The following is a 21,864-nucleotide window of genomic DNA, read 5'->3' on the forward strand; positions in this document are numbered from 1 at the left end:
CATAACTTAAAACTCATAATTCATAACTTATTTTCATGAAATCAATATTAAAAATTGCTCTTACCAGCGCTTTTATCTTTTTAGTTTCTTTCCAATCTCAGGCGCAATCAAGCAAATACAAAATCATGCTTCAAATGAATAACTATATGGGCGAAGGTGCTTATATCGTTGTTTCTCTTGTTAATTCGGCTGGTGAGTACGAAAAGACACTTTATGTAATGGGCGATGATAAAAAATGGTACAAATCATTAAAAGAATGGAACAAATTCCATACTCAGAAAAATGACGATATCAGCGCTAAAACTGGTGCTTCTGTAACTGGTGGAGACCGCAGTGTAACAACGATCGAAATCGAAAATTCTAAAATCAATAAAGGCTATAAACTTCGTTTTGAGTCGGCTGTTGAAGACCAGAAATACTATGTAAGCGATCTTGAAATTCCGCTAACAACTGAAGGTCTAGCTGAAAAAACAGATGGTAAAGGTTACATCAAATATGTAAGGTTAAACAAAATATAATCTTTAGCACATTATTTTTTAACCTTATAATGAGTACAAATTTTATTTTTGTGCTTAGAATTAAAATCTGAGCTTTGTCATCGTTTTAAACTTTGACAAAGCTTTAAATGTTTTATAATAGAATACTCAATGACTCTTTCTTTCTGGCGTTACGCACACTTGGCTTTAGCCTTATTTTCTTCTATTTTTTTGCTTTTGGCTTCGGTAACTGGAATCATTCTGGCTGTCGATGCGGTTCAGGAAAAAACACTTCCGTACAAAGCAGAGGATTTTAATAAAATAACTTTGGGCGAAACTTTGCCAATTTTAAAGAAAGTGTATCCAGAAATTACAGAATTGAGTGTAGATTACAATCAGTTTGTAACACTTCAGGCAATTGATGCAGATGGAAATGACGTAAAAGCCTATATTGATCCAAAGACCGGAAAAACGCTCGGAGCTCCTGCAAAGAAAACCGAATTCATAAATTGGATTACAAGTTTGCACCGTTCGCTATTTCTTCATGAGGCAGGACGATTTTTTGTGGGTGTAATTTCTTTTTGTTTATTTCTAATATCAATTTCAGGTTTAGTGCTAGTTTTAAAAAGACAGCGCGGCATTCGAAATTTCTTTTCTAAAATAATCAAAGAATATTTTGCACAATATTATCATGTGCTTTTAGGAAGATTGGCTTTAATTCCGATTTTGATTATTTCACTTACCGGAACTTATTTATCATTAGAAAGATTCAACTTTTTTATGGGCGAAGAAAAAACAAAACCCGTAAAAACAGAACTTTCAGACAAAACCAAAACAACTTCAATTTTCAATACTACTTTATTATCTGATGTAAAGAAAATTGAATTTCCTTTTACTGATGATCCTGAAGAATATTATATTATTGAATTGAAAGACAAAGAGGTTGAAGTGAATCAAGTTACAGGAGCTGTAATTTCTGAAAAGCTTTCGCCAATGCGAACTCAATTTGCGGCATTAAGTTTAGATCTTCATACGGGAAGAATTAACGGAATCTGGGCTATAATTTTAGCAATAGCGTGCATCAATATTTTATTCTTTATTTATTCTGGTTTTGCCATTACTTTAAAAAGAAGATCTAGCCGAATTAAAAATAAATTTAAAGCCAGTGAAAGTACTTTTATTCTTTTGGTTGGTTCAGAGAATGGAAGTTCGTTCCGATTTGCCAATTCAATTCAGAAACAATTGATCAATCATGGACAAAAAGTTTTTGTTAGCGAACTAAATAAATTTTCGACTTATCCGAAGGCAGAACACATTATTGTTTTTACGTCAACTCATGGTTTGGGAGACGCCCCTTCAAATGCAACTCAATTCAAAACTATATTAGAAAGACAGAATCAAGATCAGAATATTCATTTCTCTGTGGTTGGTTTTGGTTCTAAATCATATCCTGATTTTTGCCAATTTGCCATTGAAATTGACCAGCTTTTAGAAAAACAAAAATGGGCAGATCGCTACTTAGATTTGCAGACTGTAAATGATAAATCGGCTGTTGAGTTTGTAGAATGGGTGAAATTATGGAGTGAAAAAACGGGAATTCCGCTAGCAACAACTCCATCGCTATATAATCATATTCCAAAAGGTTTACAGAAATTAATGGTTTTAGACAAAACGCCAATTTCTGATACCGAACATACTTTTATTCTGACTTTAAGAGCTAGTGCAAGAATTAAATTCAGTTCTGGCGATTTATTGGCTATTTATCCTGCCAACGATTCTAGAGAACGCCTCTACTCTATCGGAAATCATTCTGGAAATATTCAGCTTGTTGTAAAACTGCATCCAAACGGATTGGGTTCTGGTTTTCTAAATGCTTTAGAACCAGGAAATGTGATAAAAGCACAAATTGTAAAAAATCCTGCTTTTCATCTTCCAAAGAAAGCGCAAAAGGTGGCTTTTATTTCTAACGGAACAGGAATTGCTCCTTTCTTAGGAATGATCGAACAAAACAAAGCAAAACAAGAACTTCATTTGTATAGCGGATTTAGGATGGAAACGCCAACTTTAATGGCTTATAAAAAGTTTGCTAACATAATGATGCAAAAAGAGCATCTGGATAATTTTCATGTGGCGCTATCTCGTGAAGCCGAGCATATTTATGTCATGGATTTGATTAAAAGAGATTCATCGTTCTTTACGAATTTATTCAAAAAAGGCGGTGTCGTTATGATCTGCGGTTCGCTTGCCATGCAGAAAGATGTTGAGGCTATTTTAAGTGAATTGTGTATAGCAAAAGGATTAAAAACACTGGAAGAATACAAAGCCAACAAACAATTTTTAACGGATTGTTATTAGAAGTAATTTTAGATTTCTGATTTTAGATTGTTGATTTCTAAGTTGAATTCTTAATTCTTAATTCCTAATTCCTAATTTTAAAACAAATCCCAGAGGGATGATATATTTATAGATTTAATTTTATCCGCATACAGCTAAAGCCCCAGAGGGACGACATACATAATCTAGAGATATCGCTCCGCTGGAGCTTTATTGATAGGTAACAAATCTGTTTCTATAAATATTTTGCTCCTCTGGAGCTTTTTAGAATTCTTTAAATACATTTTCATGAATAAATTAATGTCATATAAAATTTCATTGTTTTTTGTAATTGTTTGCTGTTTATCTTCATATTCGCAAGTATTACGTAAGAGAACGACTCTTCTTATGGGTGGCCGTTTTGACATTTCTATAGTAGATAAAGATTCGCTTTCGGCAGAAAAAAATATAGATGAAGTTATTGCAGAGATTACGCGAATTGAAAATTTAATCTCCGATTGGAAACCTACTTCTCAAGTTTCTGAAGTCAATCAGAATGCTGGAATAAAACCTATAAAAGTGGATCGCGAAGTTTTCGAATTAGCGCAAAGAGCGATTAAATTTTCTGAAATTACCAATGGCGGATTTGACGTTAGTTTTGCTGCTTTAGATCGCATTTGGAAATTTGATGGTTCGATGACCGAAATGCCTTCGGCGGAAGCCATAAAAAAATCGGTGGAAAAAGTGGGGTACAAAAACATTATTCTAGACAGTACAGCATCAACTATTTTCTTGAAATTAAAAGGAATGAAAATTGGTTTTGGCGCTCTAGGCGAAGGTTATGCAACCGATAAATGCCGCGCTATGATGATTGCAAAAGGTGTCCAAGCCGGAATTATAAACGGTTCTGGAGATATGAGCACTTGGGGAAAACAACCCAACGGAAAAGATTGGAAAATCGGAATTACAAATCCGTTTATGCCTGAAAAAATTTTGGCCGCAATTCCGCTTAAAGAAGGTGCTGTAACGACTTCTGGCAGTTATGAAAAGTTTGTTGTTTTTAACGGAAAACGCTATTCTCATATTATAAATCCTGCAACAGGTTATCCTGCAACAGGCTTATGCAGTGTTACCGTTTTTGGTCCGAACGCAGAAACCGCAAACGGATTAAGCACTTCAATGATGGTTTTAGGTCAAAAAGAAGGCTTGCTTTTACTTCAAAAATTCCCTGATTACAGTTGTGTAATGATTACTGATAAAGGAAAAGTTGTTAAGTCTAAAAACTTCTCTTATAAGTTATAGGTTATCGGTTATGAGTTATGAGTTATGGGTCATGAATTGCCTCCGGCTTTAGCTATTAGGTATAAATAAATTCTACATAAGGGGCTTTAGCCAAACTTACTTCGGCTAAAGCCTTTTTCATTTCCTTTTAAAAATAACCTCCAGCTAAAGCTGGAGGCAACTCATAAATGAGCTTCGCGACTTTGCGAGATTAAAACATTCACTTTGTGCATATTCTTCAACTTCACTCAGAAGGACAAAACACGAATTTCCTATTCACATTTCACAACTCATAACTTATAACCCATAACTCAAAAACAACATTAAAATAACATTAGAATCCTTCTCTCAATTCTAATAATCTTCTAATTGCTTTATTTAGATTAAATTTAAATTATCGCATAAGTTTGCAGCACTTTTATTTGCAGACTCAATATGAGAACAATTTTACTTCTATTTTTATTTACCATTTCAGCTTGGTCACAAACCGGAAAAATTACTGGAAAAGTCTATTTTGCTAATAATGAAACTGCTTTTGGCGCGTCGGTTCAAATTGCAGGAACGAAAAAGTTTGTTGTAGTTGATAATGACGGTCAGTTTGAAATAAAAGGTTTGGCTTACGGAAGCTACAACTTGGAAATTTCTTCTATGGAAGCTAAACCGAAAACAATAAATATCTCTGTTAATCGTCCGTTGCACCAGATCAATATTGCATTAGAAAAAATAACAGATCCGAAAGCGCTTAAAGAAGTAAAAATTGAGAAAAAAACCTTCAAAAAAGACATTATAGAAAAAGGCTTTGCGGTTAACGTGATTGAAACGCAAGAAGCGGCAAAAAGAAACTTGCAAACTAATGATTTATTAGACCGTTCGGGCGGCGTTAGAATTAGACAAAATGGTGGTTTAGGTTCTGCTGTTACTTACAATATCAACGGAATGTCTGGAAATGCCATCAGAATTTTTATTGACGGAGTTCCTATTCAGACTTATGGTGCCTCTTTTAGTTTAAATAGCATTCCGCCTGCTTTGATCGAAAGAATTGAGGTTTTTAAAGGAGTCGTTCCAGCTTATTTAGCAGATGATTCACTTGGAGGTGCCATTAATGTCGTTTTGAAAAAAGGTGCCAAAAACAGTTTGAATGCTTCTGTTTCTTACGGTTCTTTTAATACCGTTCAATCTAATGTTAATGCTTCTTTTAGAGATAAAAACGGATTCACAGTAAAGGCAAATGCTTTTCAAAATTACTCTGACAATGATTATGAAGTTTGGGGAAAATGGGTTTACAACATAGCGCCAAACGGACGTTACGAATACATTCGCGCCAAGCGATTTGAAAGCATGTACCGATCTTTTGGAGGAAGATTAGAAGCTGGTTTTACCAATGTAGATTGGGCAGACAATCTTCTTATTAGCTACAATGGTTCCCAAGATTACAATCAGATTCAGCATGGGCAATATATGACTAAACCTTATAAAGGACGTTTTAGCGAATCTGCTGCGAATGTTTTTAGTGTGACTTACAACAAAAAGGACTTTTTAATTAAGAACCTTGATTTCTCTCTTATTTCTGTTTACAGCCATAGAAATGACGTAATTAACGATACTGTAAAATGGAATTACAATTGGAATGGCGAAAAAGCGCTTGGTCTTTACGGTCAGCCTATTTTAACGAATACTGGAGCACAACAGGGCGCACCAACTATCAATCATATGAAATCGAATATTTTTAATACTCGAGCGGGTTTAAGTTATTCGATTACCGAAAATCATAAAGTGCTTGTCAATGTTATGACTTACATTCTTGACAGAAATGATCTTGATGAAATGCAACCAGAAATCACTCGCAATTTCATCGTTACTAGAGATTTAGCCAAAACGGTTTCTTCATTTGCTTACGAAATGACAGCATTTGAATCTCGACTGAGAGCGAATCTTTTTTTCAAAAATTATAACTTGAAAAATGAACAGAGAGATCCGCAAGTTGTGACTGAAAATGGCCAAAGTGTGGTAAGAGAAGTTGTTACTTCTAAAAGAACAAATTATAATGGTTACGGAATTGCCGCTTCTTACTCTATTCTACCAAAAGTAATGGCTATGGCTTCTGCTGAAAAAGCAATTAGACTTCCTTCAGAAAATGAAATATTTGGTAATCCTGGAGAAAATATCATTAGCAATTCTGGATTAAAACCAGAACAGAGCAATAACTTCAATGCAGGTTTGCGCTTTGGTCCGTACGAAATGAATAATCACAAACTTACCGTTTCAGGAAATGCTTTTTGGAGAAATACCGAAGATAAAATTGTCCGCCAAATTAGTGATCGTGTAAATGAGGCTATTCAAGCTTCACCTTTTGTAAATTTAGGAAAAGCACAATCTGTTGGTTTTGAAACTTCTTTCCAATATTCATATAATAATCGCTTTTTTGCAGGGATGAATCTTTCCAAATTCAATGCGCTGTTTAAAGATAAATACGATAAAAACGGAAACATTCTACCGAATTATAACAAACAGCTTCCTAATGAGCCTTTCTTTAATTTAAACGCCAATCTTCAGTACAACTTTAAAAATATAATTCAGAGCAAATCAGAGCTTAATCTGTATTACTACTGCGGTTATGTAGCTCCGTTTTATACTTCTTGGCTTGAAACTGATAGAACTACAGCGCAGTTTCCTCAAGATTTAGGTTTGAGCTATGTTTTTCCGAACAAGCAATTCACAGTAAGTTTTGATGCAAGAAATGTATTTGACGAACAGGTTTATGACAATTTTGCGGCCCAAAAACCAGGAAGAGCTTTTTATTTAAAACTCAACTATACCTTAAATAAATTTTAATCACTCAATTAATAACTAATTTTTAAATGCAATAAAGATGAAAAAAAACACATTTAAATTATTTACATCTAGCTTACTAGTTAGTGCATTTGCATTAACTACGGCTTGCAGTAGCGACGATAATAAAAATTCAGAACCTGTTAATCCGGTTACAGAAGGACGTTGGATTACGGTTGCAGGAGCAGTAATGCAAACAGATCCAGGTGACGGAAATGGTGGTACAAAAGTTTACGCGATTAGCAAAGAAAACGCAATTGATCCTAACTTTTCTGTAAACGTTTACGATAACGGTTCTCCTGTGCAATCTAGCAGAACAGCTCGTCTGCAATCTTCTGTAGATGGAAGCACGCTTTTCAACATCACTTACACGGGTGCAAATGGTGGAGAATTCATGACGTACAAAGTAAACGGAGGAAACAATTTTGCACAATCTGATGCTAAAGTGAATATTTCTCAATATGCGGGAACTTCTCCAAGATGGGTAAAACTTTTTGATGGTGATAAAACAGGTGTTGCGGTAAACATCGCTACTCCAATTGTTAATGTAAATGAAGATAAATCATATAAAAACACAAGAGGAAAAGCGACTGTTTTGTCTCTAGACATGAAACAGACTTTAATTTCTGCTTACAAACAATATGATATTCCTTTGACTGCTGAAGAAGAAGCACAAGGACATCATATTTTCCGTTTAGATGCTCCAACATTAAATAAAGCAGGAAACAAATTAATCATCGGAACTTGGATGCGTAAAACAAACACTGCTGATCCATCAAAAAACGAAACTACTTTTACTCGTTTAGGATCTAAATCTGTTGTGGTTGATTATCCTTCTTTAGAAAATCCAGTGGTAATTACTTCAAAAGTTGCTTTTGGTGATACTAGCGGATACAGAAGTTTTAACAGTTTTGTGGCTACTGACGGTAACATTTATCAAGCAACACAAAGAGATACTCAAAAAGGTTCTTATATCTTAAAAATCAATCAAAACAATCAATACGATGACAATTATGTATTTAGTTTAGATACTGCTTTAGGAGTAAAAGGAAGTTATATTGATGCTTGGAGATATGTTGGAAACGGAATTGCTTATGCGGTTTATACTTTTGAAGGTACGAATCAAGGTTATGTAGCAAGACTTGATTTGAATGCTAGAACAGCACAAAAAGTTGAAGGTATTGATTATGATGCTGACTTAGATTTTGGACAATATCAAGGTTTTGTTGTTGATGGAAACAGCTTCTACATTGCTGTTACTCCAGTTGGAAAAGATGGTAACATTTATGTAATTGATATTCCTTCTGGAAAAGTTACTAAAGGTGCCAAATTATTGAACAAACCAGGAAACCACTACATTGGGGTATTCTAAAAATATACGGCTGTGAAAACGGTCTGTGAAAAATTCATCACTTGAGTTTTTTTTTAATCGAACATTCCGCTTCTATTTATAGTAAGCGGAATGTTTTTTTATGATAGTTTCATTTCATTATTAACAGCATTTCTTGTTTTCTTGAATCGGAGGACATTTTACAGAACCGAAACTGCAATAAACACAGCAATCACCTTCTAAAGGTTTTAGAATTGTTTTGCACTTTTCGCATTCGTAAAAATATTGGCAAGCATTTGTTGGCATTGTCTCTTCTTTTTTGTGTCCGCAATTAGGACAAGTTAGTATGGATTGTAATTCAATTTTCATCCTATTATAATTTTATTTTCTAATGCTGTATAACCAGTAGAATTGATTGCTTTTTCTATTTCTTCAATGCTGACTTTCGTATTGTCGAATCTAACAATCGCTTTTCCTTTCTCATAAGAAACCAACACGTCGACAATGCCTTCGAGTTTGCTAATTTCCGTTTTAATATGATGCTCGCAACCCGAACAAGTCATTCCTTTAATCGTAAACTCAACTTTCTGAATTTTAGACGCATCGACAGCAATTATTTTGTTTTCAGAATCTGGAAAGAAAATATGAGCATACGATGGAAATGCTAAAAGCAAAACTGCTACTACAGTAATAATTACTAAAAATGATTTTGTCTGCGCAAAATTTGTTTCCTCATCGGTTTCACAATTGCAATCTGTTTTCTTTTGTGGTTTTAGTTTTTGATACCAAGCAAAAGCGAGCACTAAAATTGTTAAGCCAATAAAATACGGACGAAAAGGTTCAAGCCAAGAAAAAGTTGAAGCAAGTCCGCTTGTTCCTGCTATAAGAGCCAGAACTGGTGTAATACAACATAATGAAGCTGCAAACGCAGTCAAAAGCCCAGTGCCGATTAGTTTCTTATTCATTTTCATTTGTTTCGAAAATTTTGTTATCGTTAAGTATTTTAAAAAATGGATTCAGCATTTTTTCATACTCTTCTGTCAATGAATAAAAAATAGTTTGTGCCTCTCTTTCAGTTATAATAAGCTTTCGATCTTTGAGTTTTCGAAGATGTTGAGAAACAGCAGAAATTGTCATGTTTAGAATATCGCTTAAATCACAAACACAAAGCCGTTTTTCCTCATAAAGCAGAAATAAGATTCTCAATCTTACATTATTCCCTGCCAATTCAAGTCCATTCGATAAATAATCAAAAGAATTATGCAGCTCCGAAATTCGTTCTTTACAACGATTAATTTGTTTAATGTCTGCCTTTTGTCTAATACAAGAATTGTTATCCATACGACAAAAATAACTAATTTTATTATTTAAGCAAATACTAAAATACAAGGAAATTTTTATTAGAAACAAAACCAGATACTATGGCTATATTGCTTTTAAAATGAAAGACGGCGTCTATAATATTTAATAGATACCGTCTTTTCAAAAAACAAAAACTAATTAACTTAACTCATTTTGTGAAATTGAACAGGCATTAATTTCACTAGTCGACTTAATTTATTGTATTGAATAATGCTTTGTTTAGTTCTGTTTAATGAAAACCAAAGCTTCTTCGTAATTGGCAATTTTTATGAGTGCGTTATAAATATATTTTGAAACTAATGCGCCTCCATCTGAATTAATCAAATCAATATCATCATCTGGAGTGTGATATTGCGGATGTCCGCCTGTATGGAAACCAACGGCCGAAATGGATTCTTTATAAAAAGAAACATGATCTGAACCGCCTACATCTCCTGCGTGGATAACAGGATTTAATCCTGAGTTTTCTTGTAGCTTTTTCATTAATTCTACTCCGTTTGGAAAAGTTCCCGCGCCTCCCATATAAAGCTCTTTTTTATCGTTCAATCTTCCGACCATATCCATATTGAGCATTACTTTTACAGCTTCTTTTGGAACGGGAAGATGATTGACAAAATACTTTGAACCGAGTAATCCTTCTTCTTCTCCGCTAAACGAAATAAAAATGATGCTTCGTTTTGGTTTTACCTTTTGTTTTGAGATTTCTTCTAAAATGCACAGCAAAGCCGAAACTCCAGATGCATTATCATCTGCTCCGTTATGAATAGCAAAGGCTTCTTTCTTTTTACTTCCAGAACCTTGTCCGCCCCAACCCCAGTGATCGTAATGCGCACCGATTACGATGTATTCGTTTTTCAAAGTAGGATCTGAACCTTCAATATAACCCACAACATTTTTCGTTGCCACACTATCCGATTTCATTTTATTGATTCCTTCTTTGACAAATACTTTGAAAGGCTGATAATAAGAATGGTTGAACTCTTTTAATCCATATTTTTTAAAATACTTGAGAATATAAGCTGCTGCTTCATTGTTTCCTTTTGTTCCAACAAAACGTCCTTCTAATTTATCTGATGAAAGAAATTTGTCATGTTTGTAAAAGGTCTTAGACAAGTCATTACTTTGAGCATTCAATTGAATACTCAAAAATAAAATTGCTGGAAGAAAGTGTTTTAAAGTTTGCATATTTTGTTTTACAGAATATTATAGACTAAGCTCAAAAGAAGTATGTTTAATATATTTTCGATCATAAGTATACAAAATGTGTATTCTTTTGTCTGTGGTCTGGATTATGGCTGGATAACTAAATTCTCCTTTTTCTTGTTTTTCGAGATCGATTAATTTCGTCCATTTTAAACCATCTTTAGAGTATTCAACATCTAGAATATTTCGTCCGTTAAACCAGTCTTTGCCTATTGGCAGCGGATTATTCACCAATAAAAACAGATTTTTATTGATTGTTAAGGCATCAATTCCAGAATTGGAATTAATGACATTTATAGTATTGGTTCTAATCCAACTTTTGCCATTGTCTCCCGACCAACTCGAAACTACTTTATTGTGTTTGCTTCGAGATAACATCTGAATATCGGTAGCACTATGAATTAAAAATGTTGGCTGAATAATATCAAAGTTCTCATTGTTTTCTACTGCTATTTTCTTCCAAGAATCTTTTGCTTCTGTATATTCTTCAACATGCACACGCCATTCATCGGTACCTACACTTTCTGTACTGCTTCCGCATAAAATTACACCTGGCGTAGTTTCGATTGGTTTATTTCGAATTGGACCTAAAATTCCATCTGGAAGATATTTTGGTTCTCCCCATGTTGTTCCGTTATCTTTCGAAACAATCATAGCGCCAAACCATTCTCTCGGATTTTTTCCAATTTTATAAAACAAATACAAATTCTCGCTTTTGCTTTTAAACAAAACCGGATTCCAACATGGTAGTGTGTCTCCGTTTTTAATTAAGGGCTGAATCAGTTCTTTTGGTGCAGACCATTTTTTGTCTTTATAAGCCGAAATATAAATTCCGACATCTTTTGCACCTTCATATTTTCCACCAAACCAAGCGGCTAAAATCTCATTGGGTTTGTATTCGACCAAAGTTGAGGCATGGCTGTTTGTGGTAACAGGTGGATCTGCAATATAACTGCTTTCAATATTTACTGCCTTCATTTGTGCTTTTATTCCATTAGAAAAAAGAAATAAAGCCAATAGAACTGCTACAGCATATTTTTTCTTTAAAATCATTTTATTTTGATATAGATTATAATTGTATGTAACGAATTAAAGCTGGGGCAAAAATTCAGTGGTTTATATATAAAACAAAAGGAGAGTTACCTCTCCTTCTGCTCAAGTAACAAATCTTTTGATCTTTTACTTTACCAAATTAATTATTTTGTGTCCCACCAAAGTCTTGTTCCACCAGAATCTGGACCTCCTAATTTAGAAACTCCGTCATCTACAGCCGCTTTGTTTGATGAGTACTCATTTGTAGTGTAAATAATTCTTTTCATTAAAGATTTACCAACTCCAGCATCTGGGTTATCCGTATTTAAAACTGGATAGATTACTTTAGCATCGCTTCTACGTAAATCTGCCCAAGCTTCCCAAGATTCTGGGAAAATTGCTAAGTACTTCTGAACTGCAATTTGAGTTCTTTGATCAGCAGTAGATGCAGACCAAGCCACAGGCAATTTAACTGGAATATCTTGTAAATCTAAAGTTGGATATACTGTCAAAATGTTTGGTAATGTTGGCAATGTTGTTCCTGCTATATAAGCATTAACGTCAGCTGCTTCTGTAACTCCCCATTGCGCAAGAGATAATCTAATACCTGTTTCATACAAAGTCTTAGCATCTGCTCCCATGTTCCATCCATTTAAAGCTCCTTCTGCTCTACTTAAGTAGTTTTCAGAAGCCATGAAGATTTCAATGTTTTTAGTTTCGCTAAGTGTGTTATTAGAACCATTTCCTAAAACATTATTGTTAAATTTAGAGAATTCAGTAGTTCCGAATTGATCTTCTAAACCTCCAACTGGATTTCCTCTATACACTCCTGAAGCAATTGGGGCAAACCATTTAGCTAAACGTGGATCATTGTACCCTACTAAGATACTTTCCATAGAAGAGGTCATTACATAACCCCAGCTATTTACAATCATGTTTAAATTGTTTGGAGTAATGTTACTTGCTTTAAAGAAAGCGCTTTGATCATTGGTTTGCATAACTCCAGCAGCTACTGCAGCTTCAGCTTGAGTTTTTGCATTTGCAGGTTCTTTATCCGAAATTCTTAAGGCCAAACGTAATCTCATACTGTTTCCGAAGATTCTCCATTTGTCAACATTTCCTGAATAAACTCTATCATTTGGGGCAAGAGAGGCAACCGAAGTTACAGAAGTTGAAGCTAATGTTGCATTTGCTTCATCTAATAGTTTAAAGAAATCTGCATAAATAAATTCTACGCTGTCGTAAGGAACTTTATCTTTTCCGTTACCAGCTTCAGTATAAGGAATTGGTCCGTAAGCATCAACCATTTGGTTGTACATGAAAACTTTCCAGATTTTTAAGATTGCAGTAGCTTCTGCGTTTCCTTCAGATGCTTTAATAGCATTTGATAAAGCTGGAGCCGCAACGGTGTAAAATCTTGTCCATCCTCTACCTTCGTATCCATTAACGAAAGCATTTCTTTCCGTTCCGTATCCACAGTTTAAATAGTGAATAAAAGTTGAAGATAAAATACCTGTAGCAATACCCCAAGTACCTTGATCATCTACTCCTGGAGATGAGTAAGAACCATTGTGTATACCTGCGTATAAAGCCGAAGCAAATGCAGGACCAGCTAATGTAGCATCTAACTGATCTTCAGTTAATGAATTAGGATCTTTGTTTATTTCATCAAAATCGCCAGTGCAGCTTGATAAAATCGAAACTGCCATTAAAGCAACTCCTAATGTTTTTATTTTAAAACTATATTTCATGATGTCTCTTTTTTAATTAAAATCCAAATTTAACATTCACTCCATAATCTCTCGTTGATGGAATGTTGAAAGATTCTATACCTTGCAAGTTACCTGTACCTGCTCCTGCTTCTGGATCAAAGTACTTAGCTTTGTTTAAGAAGAAGAACAAGTTTCTACCTACTAATGAGAAATCGATGCTTGTAAATCCTGAGTTACCTAATAAACGTTTTGGCATTGAATAACCAAAAACAAGCTCTCTTAATCTGATGTTTGTAGCATCATAAACGAATGGCTCTGCAATTGGAGTTCTTTGACCGATTGCTGTCCAGTATTGTTCAGCATTAATGCTTGTTGTATTTGGAGTGTAAGTTCCGTTTCCGTTATCTATAACACCATCAACAACGATTCCACCATTTCTTCCTGCCAAAGTAATATCACTTACCCCTAAACCAGCTTGTCTAGCTTGAGTGTATGAAATAACTTCACCACCGATTCTAAAGTCAACTAAGAAGCTTAAAGAGAAATCTTTGTATTTGAAGTTATTTTTGAAACCTGCAGTCCAATCTGGGTTAAAGTTACCAGCACGAACATCAAAACCATTTGTTGCTAATGGAATACCAGCGCTGTTTACTAAAATTTCTCCAGCTTCATTTCTTTGGAAACCTTTGATGTATAAATCACCATATTCTCCACCTTTAACTACTTTACTTCTAACTAAACGTCCTTCACCGATTACTAATTCATCACGTCCTTCAAAGATAGATTTTACTTTTGACTTATAAGAAGCGTAGTTTGCTGTAATATCCCAAGAGAAGTTTTGTGTTTGAATTGGCGTTGCACTAAGCGTGAACTCAAAACCTTTATTTTCAATATCTCCACCGTTTACGATTGCTCTAGAATATCCAGAAGGCTCAGGAGTGTTGATGTAGAAAATTTGGTTGTTTGTTAACGTTTTAAAGTATGTGAAATCTAAACCTAAACGGTTGTTGAAAAATCTAACATCAGCACCAAACTCATTAGAAGAAGAAATCTCCGGTTTCAAGTTTGGATTTGCTTTTGTGTTTTGTCCGTATAACATACCACCATTACCACCAATGTAAGAGAATCTTTGTTGTGTTTGATAAGGATCTGTATCGTTACCCACTTGAGCATAAGAAGCTCTTAATTTTGCAAAACTAATTACTTCTGGCAATGTAAACATATCAGAAAGAACAGCAGAAAGTCCGAAAGATGGGTAGAAATAATCTTCTGGTAAAGTAGAAGACCAGTCATTTCTAGCTGTTAAATCTAAGAATAAGTAGTTTCTGAAACCAATTTGACCAAATCCGTAAACAGAGTTAATTCTTTTCTCTGAAGCTGTAGAAGTAGATTGAACTGTTTGCACGTTTGATAACGCGAAGAAGTTTCTTTTACTTAATACACCACCAGAATTTAAAGCTGAACTGTTTTGTTGCAATGAACTCGCACCAGCATTAAGACCGATAGAGAAATCTCCGAATTTTTCATTGTAAGAAAGTAAAGCATCAATGTTTAATTCGCTTACTGTTTCATAAGATTCACTGTATGAACCCATGTTGCTGTTGAAAGCTGCAGTTGCATATCTGTTTCTTACGTTTTTGTTTGTCATTTGGTCTAAACCAGCTCTACCTTGTAAACTTAAAGTTTTTGTAAACTCATATTTAAGAGAAGCTAAACCAATAAATCTATTTCTTTTATCTGTACGAGCATCATCTCTTAAAGCAGACCAGAATGGGTTTCCTCCTGGAGCTCCAGTTTCGTCAAGGAAATAGTTTACTTGTCTTTGTCCTGCAGCATCGATATATTCGAAATCTTTGTAATCGTTGTAAGCGATACTACGAGGTAATAAATAAGCAGATGTTCCAATAGACTCTTCACCAGTTCTCAATAAGTTATCGATATCTTGAACGATGTAGTTTGTTTTAGCATCTAAAGTTAATCTGTCTGTAATTTTACTAGTCAATCTTAAGTTAAGATTGTGTCTGTCCAATTGGTTTCCTCCAACAATACCTTCAGCACGTGTGTTAGTATAAGAGAAATATCCTTGCGCTTTTTCGTTACCAGCTGTAACAGTCAAAGTGTTTGCTAAGTTATATCCTGTTTTGTAGAAATCAATAACGTTGTTTTTCTGTGGAGAATAGCTTTGTGTAGCTGGTCCTGCATAATTTGGATTACGAACCAACTGCCAAGCAGATACCTGACGTCCGTCTAAAGGCGCACCCCAGCTTGAGCTTGAGTTAGAAACATAATTTCCATTTGTACCTTGTCCGTACTCGTTTTGTAAATTCATCAAGTTATAAGCAGAAGAAGCCATAAAGTTAGATGATAACGAAACTGAAGTTTTTCCAGATTTTCCAGATTTAGTTGTAATTACGATTACACCATTTGATGCTCTAGATCCATAAAGAGCTGCTGCAGATGGCCCTTTCAAAACAGTCATCGAAGCAATATCTTCTGGGTTAATGTTAGAGATACCATCAGGCTGAGTAGTTCCTCCTGTATCAATATCAGGGTTTGTATTCGTTGTTCCGTTAGAAATTGGCACACCATCTACTACATAAAGAGGCTGATTGTTTCCGTTAAGAGATCTGTTACCTCTTAAAGTAATTCTAGAAGAAGAACCCACACCATTTGATGTTGTAGAGAAGTTAAGACCTGCAACTTTACCAGAAAGTGAGTTGGCAACGTTTAATGATCTAGCTTCAGAAAGTTCGTCTACAGAAACGTTTTGTGCAGAATACGTAATTGCTTTTTTCTCTCTTTTAATACCAAGAGCTGTAACGACTACCTCTCCTAATTGCTGCGTATCTGGACCTAATGATACGTTAATTGTAGTTTGTGATCCAACAGCAACTTCTTTTGTAGAAGATCCTACATAAGTAAAAACTAAAACTGCTGATTGATTTGGAACGCTAATGCTGTATTTACCATCAAAATCTGATGAAGCACTCGTTTTAGTTCCTTTAACAATAATATTTGCTCCAGGAATTGGAATTCCGCTTTGAGCATCTGTTATCGTTCCTTTTACTGTTGTCTGCGCTTGTAGGCCTTGGAACCCAAAAAGGCATATGACAAACAGTAATTTTAGTACGCTTTTAATCATATTAGTTGTTTTTTTAGAGTTAATAACATGTTAAATTTAAGAATACATTCTGTTAACAATATATAATTTCGACAAATGACATTTTTTCGCAGGTGTTGGTGAATGTTTGGTTCAAAATTGAAAGAAAACGTTTTCATTTGTAATCCTACTCTGCCTTATAAAAAAGGCCAAAATCTATTAATCTAATAGATTTTGACCTTTTTTAGTTGTATTCATTTTTTTAACTAAAAATCGTTTAAAATTATTCGGTATTTAACACTTTTTAGTTCGAAACCTTGAATTTGGTTTTTAGAAGATCCGATGAGTTTCCACCAACCATTACCTCGAAGTCTCCTGGCTCTACAACAAACTGTAACTGCCTGTTATACAGACCTAACTCGTCTTTAGTAAGTGTAAATTCTACATTTTTAGTTTCTCCTTTTTTAACATTTAATCTCTTAAAACCTCTTAAAGTTTTCTCTGGAGTTGTCACAGAACTATAAACATCATTTACATATAATTGAACAACTTCATCTCCATCCAAATTTCCAACGTTTTTAACATCAACAGAAACTTTTATTTCTCCATTTGGTTTAATTTCAGAAGTATTCAGCTTTAAATTAGAATATTCAAACTTCGTATAACTTAATCCGTAACCAAACGAATATAAAGGATGCTCGCTTTCTGCTACATATTTATGTATAGCAGATGGTTTTTGGTTATAATATATAGGTAACTGCCCTACTGATTTCGGAACTGTGATTGGCAACCTTCCTCCAGGATTGTAATCTCCAAATAAAACATCGGCTACCGCTCTTCCTCCTAACTCACCTGGAAACCATCCTTCCAAAACTGCTGGAATATTTTCAGCAATCCAATTTGTAGAAAGCGGGCGGCCATTTAATAACACACAAACCACAGGAGTTCCTGTTTTTTGGATCTCTTCAATCAATTGCTGCTGGATTCCGAATAAGTCTAAAGAAGCAACGTCTCTGTTTTCTTCTACCAATTCGTTAGATTCTCCTAAAACTACAATCGCAACATCTGCTTTTTTAGCGGCTTCAATTGCTGGCTGCAGGTTTACTTTTTCTAAATTCCAACGGAAATGAGCTCTGGCTCCCCAGCCTCCTTCCCACATTTCAATGCGCACTTTGTATTTTTTACCTTTTTCGATATTTTTTGGAACTGTAACCATGCTTGTCGCTCCTTTTGTCCAGTTGTCGATTACCAATTGGTCATCAATGTACATTCTGATTCCGTCATCAGAACTTAAACCTAACCAACCGTCCAATGCTTGATCCGATTTTAAGAATCCTGTCCATCTGATAGAAAAATCATCTACATTCACACCATCACCAGGTGCCCAAGGCCAGTCAAACTCTAATTGGCTATCAATACGAGTTAAAGCTGGTGTTCCTTCCAGATTTCTGTTATTGAAATATTCTCCTTTTAATCCGTTTTGAGATTCGTCTGGAGTAAATAAATATTTAGATGGAATAATTTGTCCTTTTACAATTAATGGAACACCTTCTTCATAAACAACATTAGCTGTTTTTCCCATTACTTGCTGAACACCTTCAAAAACAGTTACTCCAACACTATTTTTAGGAGCATAACCTCCCATTCTTGAAGCATTTGCGTTTGGTCCAATAACCGCAATATTTTTTAACGATTTACTTAAAGGTAAAATGTTGTTATCATTTTTCAATAAAACCATCGATTTCTGAGCCGCTTCTAAAGCAACTTTCTGATTTTCTGGAGTATGAAAACGCTCTTTAATTAGATTTTTTTCTGTGTACGGATTTTCAAATAATCCTAACAAGAATTTCAAACGCAAAACTCCTCCCGCCGCACGGTCGATATTTTCAGTTGTCAGTTTCTTTTCATTTACCAATTCAATAATGGTGTTCTGCCAAAATTCATTGCTAAAATCGTAAAATTGCATATCAACGCCAGAAGAAACTGCTTCTCTAATAGCATCTTTTGGAGAATCAGCCACTTTATGCGTAGTTTGAATGTATTTAATAGCTCCTAAATCTGAAACTACAATTCCTTTAAAACCCCATTCTTTTCTTAAAACATCTGTCAATAACCAGTGATTTGCAGCACAAGGAATTCCGTCCAATTCAGAATACGCACACATTGTTCCTAAAGCACCGCCTTTTGTAAATGCTTTTTGGAAAGATGGTAAATGATCTTCTCTTGCTGAACGTTCTCCCACCAAAATTGGCGAAGAATTTCCTCCCGCTTGCGGAATACCGTGAACGGCAAAGTGTTTAGGTTCTGCAATAATTGAACGATCCGATTTTAAATCGTCTCCTTGCAATCCTTTTATGAAAGCCAAACCAATTTCGCTGTTCAAGAAAGCATCTTCACCAAAAGTTTCAGCAACCCTGCCCCAACGTGGTTCGCGCCCTAAATCTAAGTTTGGTCCAAAACCAAAATGAACTCCATGTGCTCTGGCTTCCATACCAATTACTTTACCCACTTTGTCCATTACAGCAACATCCCAAGTTGCTCCAAGTCCAATGTTCATTGGGAAAGCGGTACTTCCTTCGTCTAAATAACCGTGAAGCATTTCACACATAATCAGCGCAGGAATTCCCCAACGGTTTCCTTTGATTACATTGGTTTGAAGATCGTTGATCATTTTCGCTGAACGCGGATAAAGATCATGAATAGCTCCAATTCCTAATTTCCCGATTTTTTCTGCCGATTTAGCTTTAGCAAAATCTTCTTTATCTTTAAAAAAATCTCCTCTATACATATCCATCTGACGCACTTTTTCTTCAAGTGTCATACGGCTTAGCAAATCTTGTACCCTTTCTTCTACTGGTAATTTGGCATCCTGATACGGATACTTTTTCTGGGCGTTGGTCTGGTTAAAAAAACCAACAGCCATTACAAAAATAATGGCCGTTTTCCTCATTCTTAATTGTAACATAGTTGTTGTGTGTGTGTTTAGTTTTGAATCACTTTAAGCTTTGTTCCATTCACAAAATCATCATGTGAGATAAAGAAGCTGTTACGTGTTTTTCCGTTTAGCTCAATCGAATTGATTTTCCCGCCATTATTTTCTTGTCTTTCAATTACGATGCTTTCTTTTTTATAATAGCTTGGATCTAATTTGATCGTCACTCTATGAAACATTGGCGTTGTGATGGTGTAAATTGGATCTCCTGGAGAAATTGGGTAAATTCCCATCATCGAATACACCAACCAAGCCGACATTGTGCCTGTATCGTCATTTCCTGGTAATCCTTTTGGTTCATTTTTGAAATATTCGCGAACCAATTTCTTTACCATTTCCTGAGTTTTATATTCTTCGCCTTTCACATAATTGAATAAATACGGATTGGCAATATCTGGTTCGTTTGCCATATCAAATTGCTTAATATCAAAGATTTTCTGCAATTGCGCCGAAAAAGCTTGATCACCACCCATTAATTTCTTTAATCCAATAATGTCATGCGGAACCATAAAAGCATACTGCCAAGCATTTCCTTCGATAAAGCCAACATTTTCTTCAAAATTAGCTCCAGACGCAGGATCAAAAGGTTCGTACCATTTTCCGTCAGCCGTTCTTGGTCGAAGCAGATTTAAGTTTTTATCGAATAATTTTCTGTAGGATAATGAACGTTCTTTAAAACGTTTTACATTGTCTTTGTCACCGAACTCGTTGGCCATAAGCGAAATAGAATAATCTGAAATATTGTATTCCTGAGTTGTAGAAACTGGGCCTTTATTGTCAGTTGTTAAATATCCTTTTTTGATATAATCTTTCAATCCCGGACGAAGCGGATTATTTTCAATATTATCTGCGCCTTTCAACATCGCATAATAGGCTTTATTAACGTCATAATCACGAACTCCTCTCATATAAGTATCTGTAATTACAATACTTGCAGGGTCTCCAACCATCGTAAAAGTTTCAGTCGAATTCAGTTCCCATTTGGGTAACCAACCGTTTTCATCAAACATAGTCAACATACTTTTTACCATATCAGATTGCTGTTTTGGATAAACCAAAGACATCAAGGGATGTACATTTCGGTACGTATCCCATAAAGAAAATACGGTATAACGGGTGTCATCGGTTTTAGCAATTTTACTTCTTTTGATTACGGGATATTGTCCGTTAATATCATTTAAAATATTGGGATGAATTAAAGTGTGATACAAAGCTGTGTAGAAAATCGTATTGTCATCTTTGGTACCGCCTTCAACCAAAATTTTAGACAATTCTTCGTTCCATTCGTTGTAGGTTTCTTTGTAAATTGCATCAAAAGATCTGTTACCAACTTCTTTTGCTAAGTTTTCACGGGCATTTTCGATACTTACATACGAAATTCCAATCTTCACTTCAACCGTTTCTTGTTTGTCGAATTTATACGTAAAATAACTTCCAATACTATCACCTACTACGGTTTTAATGGTATTTTCCATTATTCTTGCTTTTCCGTTGTACCCCATCCATTGCGCTTCAACACCATTGTATTTTGCAGGTTTTTTCCAAACTCCAAATTTATGGGCAGGTTTAGAAAATTGAGCCACAAAATAAACCGGATAAGCATCTTCTGGACTATTGTAACAAAACGAACCAACAGAACGCATTCCTTCAATTTCTGTCGAAGAAACCACTTTTATCATTGCTCCTTCTTCGTTTGTTAATCCTAAACCAAGATTTAATAAAATATTAGATTGCCCTTTCGGGAAAGTGAATCTGCTCACGCCCACTCGTTTTGAAGTGGTAAATTCTCCTTTAACTTTATATTTGTCGATGTTTACACTATAATACGCTGCTTTGGCAACTTCATTAGAATACGTTGAACCGTATTTTAAATGATCGATTTCTACATTTCCAGTTGTTGGCATCAATAAAATAACACCCAAATCTGGACAGCCAACTCCGCTTAAATTCACTTGACTAAATCCTGTCAAAAAAGTATTCTCATTCACATACGGATTTGAAAGCCATTGACTGTCTTTTTCCATCGGTGTATTTTTTATTCCCGCCACATTAAATGGGCTAATACTTGCCATTCCGCGTGGTGCAATTGGTCCCGGAAAAGCCGCCCCATAATTGGAAGTCCCAATAAACGGATTTACGAAATCGGCAGGTTCCTGCGCAAAAATCGTAATGCTAAAAAACAGCATGTATAAAATACATGCTGTTTCAAATTTATTTTTAATATTTAAAACCAT

Annotated in this window: 14 protein-coding genes; 5 read left to right on the plus strand and 9 right to left on the minus strand. The window is 35.0% G+C overall.

Going from position 1 to position 21,864, the window contains the following annotated elements; genetic code table 11:
• Positions 1-35: 35 nt before the first annotated feature.
• The 5 genes from AC3Y25_RS17605 (at position 36) to AC3Y25_RS17625 (ending at position 8,271) form a co-directional block, all read left to right on the plus strand.
• Positions 36-518, plus strand: a complete 483-nt coding sequence (locus AC3Y25_RS17605) for a DUF2271 domain-containing protein (protein ID WP_320493853.1) — start codon at positions 36-38, stop codon at positions 516-518.
• A gap of 129 nt (positions 519-647) precedes the next feature.
• The gene (locus AC3Y25_RS17610) at positions 648-2,831 is read left to right on the plus strand and encodes a PepSY domain-containing protein (RefSeq protein ID WP_489903631.1); all 2,184 of its coding nucleotides are present in this window, start codon (positions 648-650) and stop codon (positions 2,829-2,831) included.
• A gap of 267 nt (positions 2,832-3,098) precedes the next feature.
• Positions 3,099-4,091 (plus strand): FAD:protein FMN transferase, encoded by a 993-nt coding sequence (locus tag AC3Y25_RS17615; protein ID WP_489903632.1) that lies wholly within the window; start codon positions 3,099-3,101, stop codon positions 4,089-4,091.
• Positions 4,092-4,505: 414 nt separating this feature from the next.
• Positions 4,506-6,902: a TonB-dependent receptor gene (locus AC3Y25_RS17620; RefSeq protein WP_489903633.1), complete on the plus strand. Its 2,397-nt coding sequence runs from the start codon at positions 4,506-4,508 to the stop codon at positions 6,900-6,902.
• A gap of 37 nt (positions 6,903-6,939) precedes the next feature.
• Positions 6,940-8,271 (plus strand): DUF4374 domain-containing protein, encoded by a 1,332-nt coding sequence (locus AC3Y25_RS17625; RefSeq protein WP_489903634.1) that lies wholly within the window; start codon positions 6,940-6,942, stop codon positions 8,269-8,271.
• A 120-nt stretch (positions 8,272-8,391) separates the two neighbouring features.
• Here AC3Y25_RS17625 and AC3Y25_RS17630 read toward each other — a convergent pair whose 3' ends face one another.
• From AC3Y25_RS17630 to AC3Y25_RS17670, 9 genes are all read right to left on the minus strand, one after another.
• Complete coding sequence (locus AC3Y25_RS17630; protein ID WP_198857331.1) at positions 8,392-8,598, minus strand: GDCCVxC domain-containing (seleno)protein; 207 nt, start codon at positions 8,596-8,598, stop codon at positions 8,392-8,394.
• On the minus strand, positions 8,595-9,200 hold the full coding sequence (gene merTP, locus AC3Y25_RS17635; RefSeq protein WP_489903635.1) for a mercuric transport protein MerTP: 606 nt from the start codon (positions 9,198-9,200) through the stop codon (positions 8,595-8,597). The genes AC3Y25_RS17630 and merTP overlap by 4 nt, the downstream gene beginning before the upstream one ends.
• Positions 9,187-9,570 carry an ArsR/SmtB family transcription factor gene (locus AC3Y25_RS17640; protein ID WP_198857333.1) on the minus strand — a complete coding sequence of 128 codons (384 nt, stop codon included), beginning with the start codon at positions 9,568-9,570 and terminating at the stop codon, positions 9,187-9,189. Before AC3Y25_RS17640 ends, merTP begins: the two co-directional genes overlap by 14 nt.
• Before the next feature lie 240 nt (positions 9,571-9,810).
• Positions 9,811-10,776, minus strand: a complete 966-nt coding sequence (locus AC3Y25_RS17645) for a M20/M25/M40 family metallo-hydrolase (protein WP_489903636.1) — start codon at positions 10,774-10,776, stop codon at positions 9,811-9,813.
• Between the two features lie 18 nt (positions 10,777-10,794).
• Positions 10,795-11,847: a sialidase family protein gene (locus tag AC3Y25_RS17650; protein ID WP_489903637.1), complete on the minus strand. Its 1,053-nt coding sequence runs from the start codon at positions 11,845-11,847 to the stop codon at positions 10,795-10,797.
• Between the two features lie 143 nt (positions 11,848-11,990).
• Positions 11,991-13,577: a SusD/RagB family nutrient-binding outer membrane lipoprotein gene (locus AC3Y25_RS17655; RefSeq protein ID WP_379799422.1), complete on the minus strand. Its 1,587-nt coding sequence runs from the start codon at positions 13,575-13,577 to the stop codon at positions 11,991-11,993.
• A 16-nt stretch (positions 13,578-13,593) separates the two neighbouring features.
• On the minus strand, positions 13,594-16,680 hold the full coding sequence (locus tag AC3Y25_RS17660) for a SusC/RagA family TonB-linked outer membrane protein (protein WP_379799419.1): 3,087 nt from the start codon (positions 16,678-16,680) through the stop codon (positions 13,594-13,596).
• 262 nt (positions 16,681-16,942) lie between these two features.
• Positions 16,943-19,588 carry a glycoside hydrolase family 3 protein gene (locus AC3Y25_RS17665; RefSeq protein ID WP_489903638.1) on the minus strand — a complete coding sequence of 882 codons (2,646 nt, stop codon included), beginning with the start codon at positions 19,586-19,588 and terminating at the stop codon, positions 16,943-16,945.
• A gap of 32 nt (positions 19,589-19,620) precedes the next feature.
• Complete coding sequence (locus AC3Y25_RS17670) at positions 19,621-21,864, minus strand: GH92 family glycosyl hydrolase (protein WP_489903639.1); 2,244 nt, start codon at positions 21,862-21,864, stop codon at positions 19,621-19,623.

The sequence above is a fragment of the Flavobacterium sp. LK-23 genome (assembly GCF_058135255.1).

Excerpts from the sequence above, each read along its gene's own strand:
- AC3Y25_RS17640 (WP_198857333.1), bottom strand. The coding sequence starts at position 9,570 with ATGGATAACAATTCTTGTATTAGACAAAAGGCAGACATTAAACAAATT.
- AC3Y25_RS17605 (WP_320493853.1), top strand. The coding sequence starts at position 36 with ATGAAATCAATATTAAAAATTGCTCTTACCAGCGCTTTTATCTTTTTA.
- AC3Y25_RS17670 (WP_489903639.1), bottom strand. The coding sequence starts at position 21,864 with ATGGTTTTAAATATTAAAAATAAATTTGAAACAGCATGTATTTTATAC.
- AC3Y25_RS17630 (WP_198857331.1), bottom strand. The coding sequence starts at position 8,598 with ATGAAAATTGAATTACAATCCATACTAACTTGTCCTAATTGCGGACAC.
- AC3Y25_RS17660 (WP_379799419.1), bottom strand. The coding sequence starts at position 16,680 with ATGATTAAAAGCGTACTAAAATTACTGTTTGTCATATGCCTTTTTGGG.
- AC3Y25_RS17650 (WP_489903637.1), bottom strand. The coding sequence starts at position 11,847 with ATGATTTTAAAGAAAAAATATGCTGTAGCAGTTCTATTGGCTTTATTT.
- AC3Y25_RS17665 (WP_489903638.1), bottom strand. The coding sequence starts at position 19,588 with ATGAGGAAAACGGCCATTATTTTTGTAATGGCTGTTGGTTTTTTTAAC.
- AC3Y25_RS17625 (WP_489903634.1), top strand. The coding sequence starts at position 6,940 with ATGAAAAAAAACACATTTAAATTATTTACATCTAGCTTACTAGTTAGT.
- merTP (WP_489903635.1), bottom strand. The coding sequence starts at position 9,200 with ATGAAAATGAATAAGAAACTAATCGGCACTGGGCTTTTGACTGCGTTT.
- AC3Y25_RS17615 (WP_489903632.1), top strand. The coding sequence starts at position 3,099 with ATGAATAAATTAATGTCATATAAAATTTCATTGTTTTTTGTAATTGTT.
- AC3Y25_RS17620 (WP_489903633.1), top strand. The coding sequence starts at position 4,506 with ATGAGAACAATTTTACTTCTATTTTTATTTACCATTTCAGCTTGGTCA.
- AC3Y25_RS17610 (WP_489903631.1), top strand. The coding sequence starts at position 648 with ATGACTCTTTCTTTCTGGCGTTACGCACACTTGGCTTTAGCCTTATTT.
- AC3Y25_RS17655 (WP_379799422.1), bottom strand. The coding sequence starts at position 13,577 with ATGAAATATAGTTTTAAAATAAAAACATTAGGAGTTGCTTTAATGGCA.
- AC3Y25_RS17645 (WP_489903636.1), bottom strand. The coding sequence starts at position 10,776 with ATGCAAACTTTAAAACACTTTCTTCCAGCAATTTTATTTTTGAGTATT.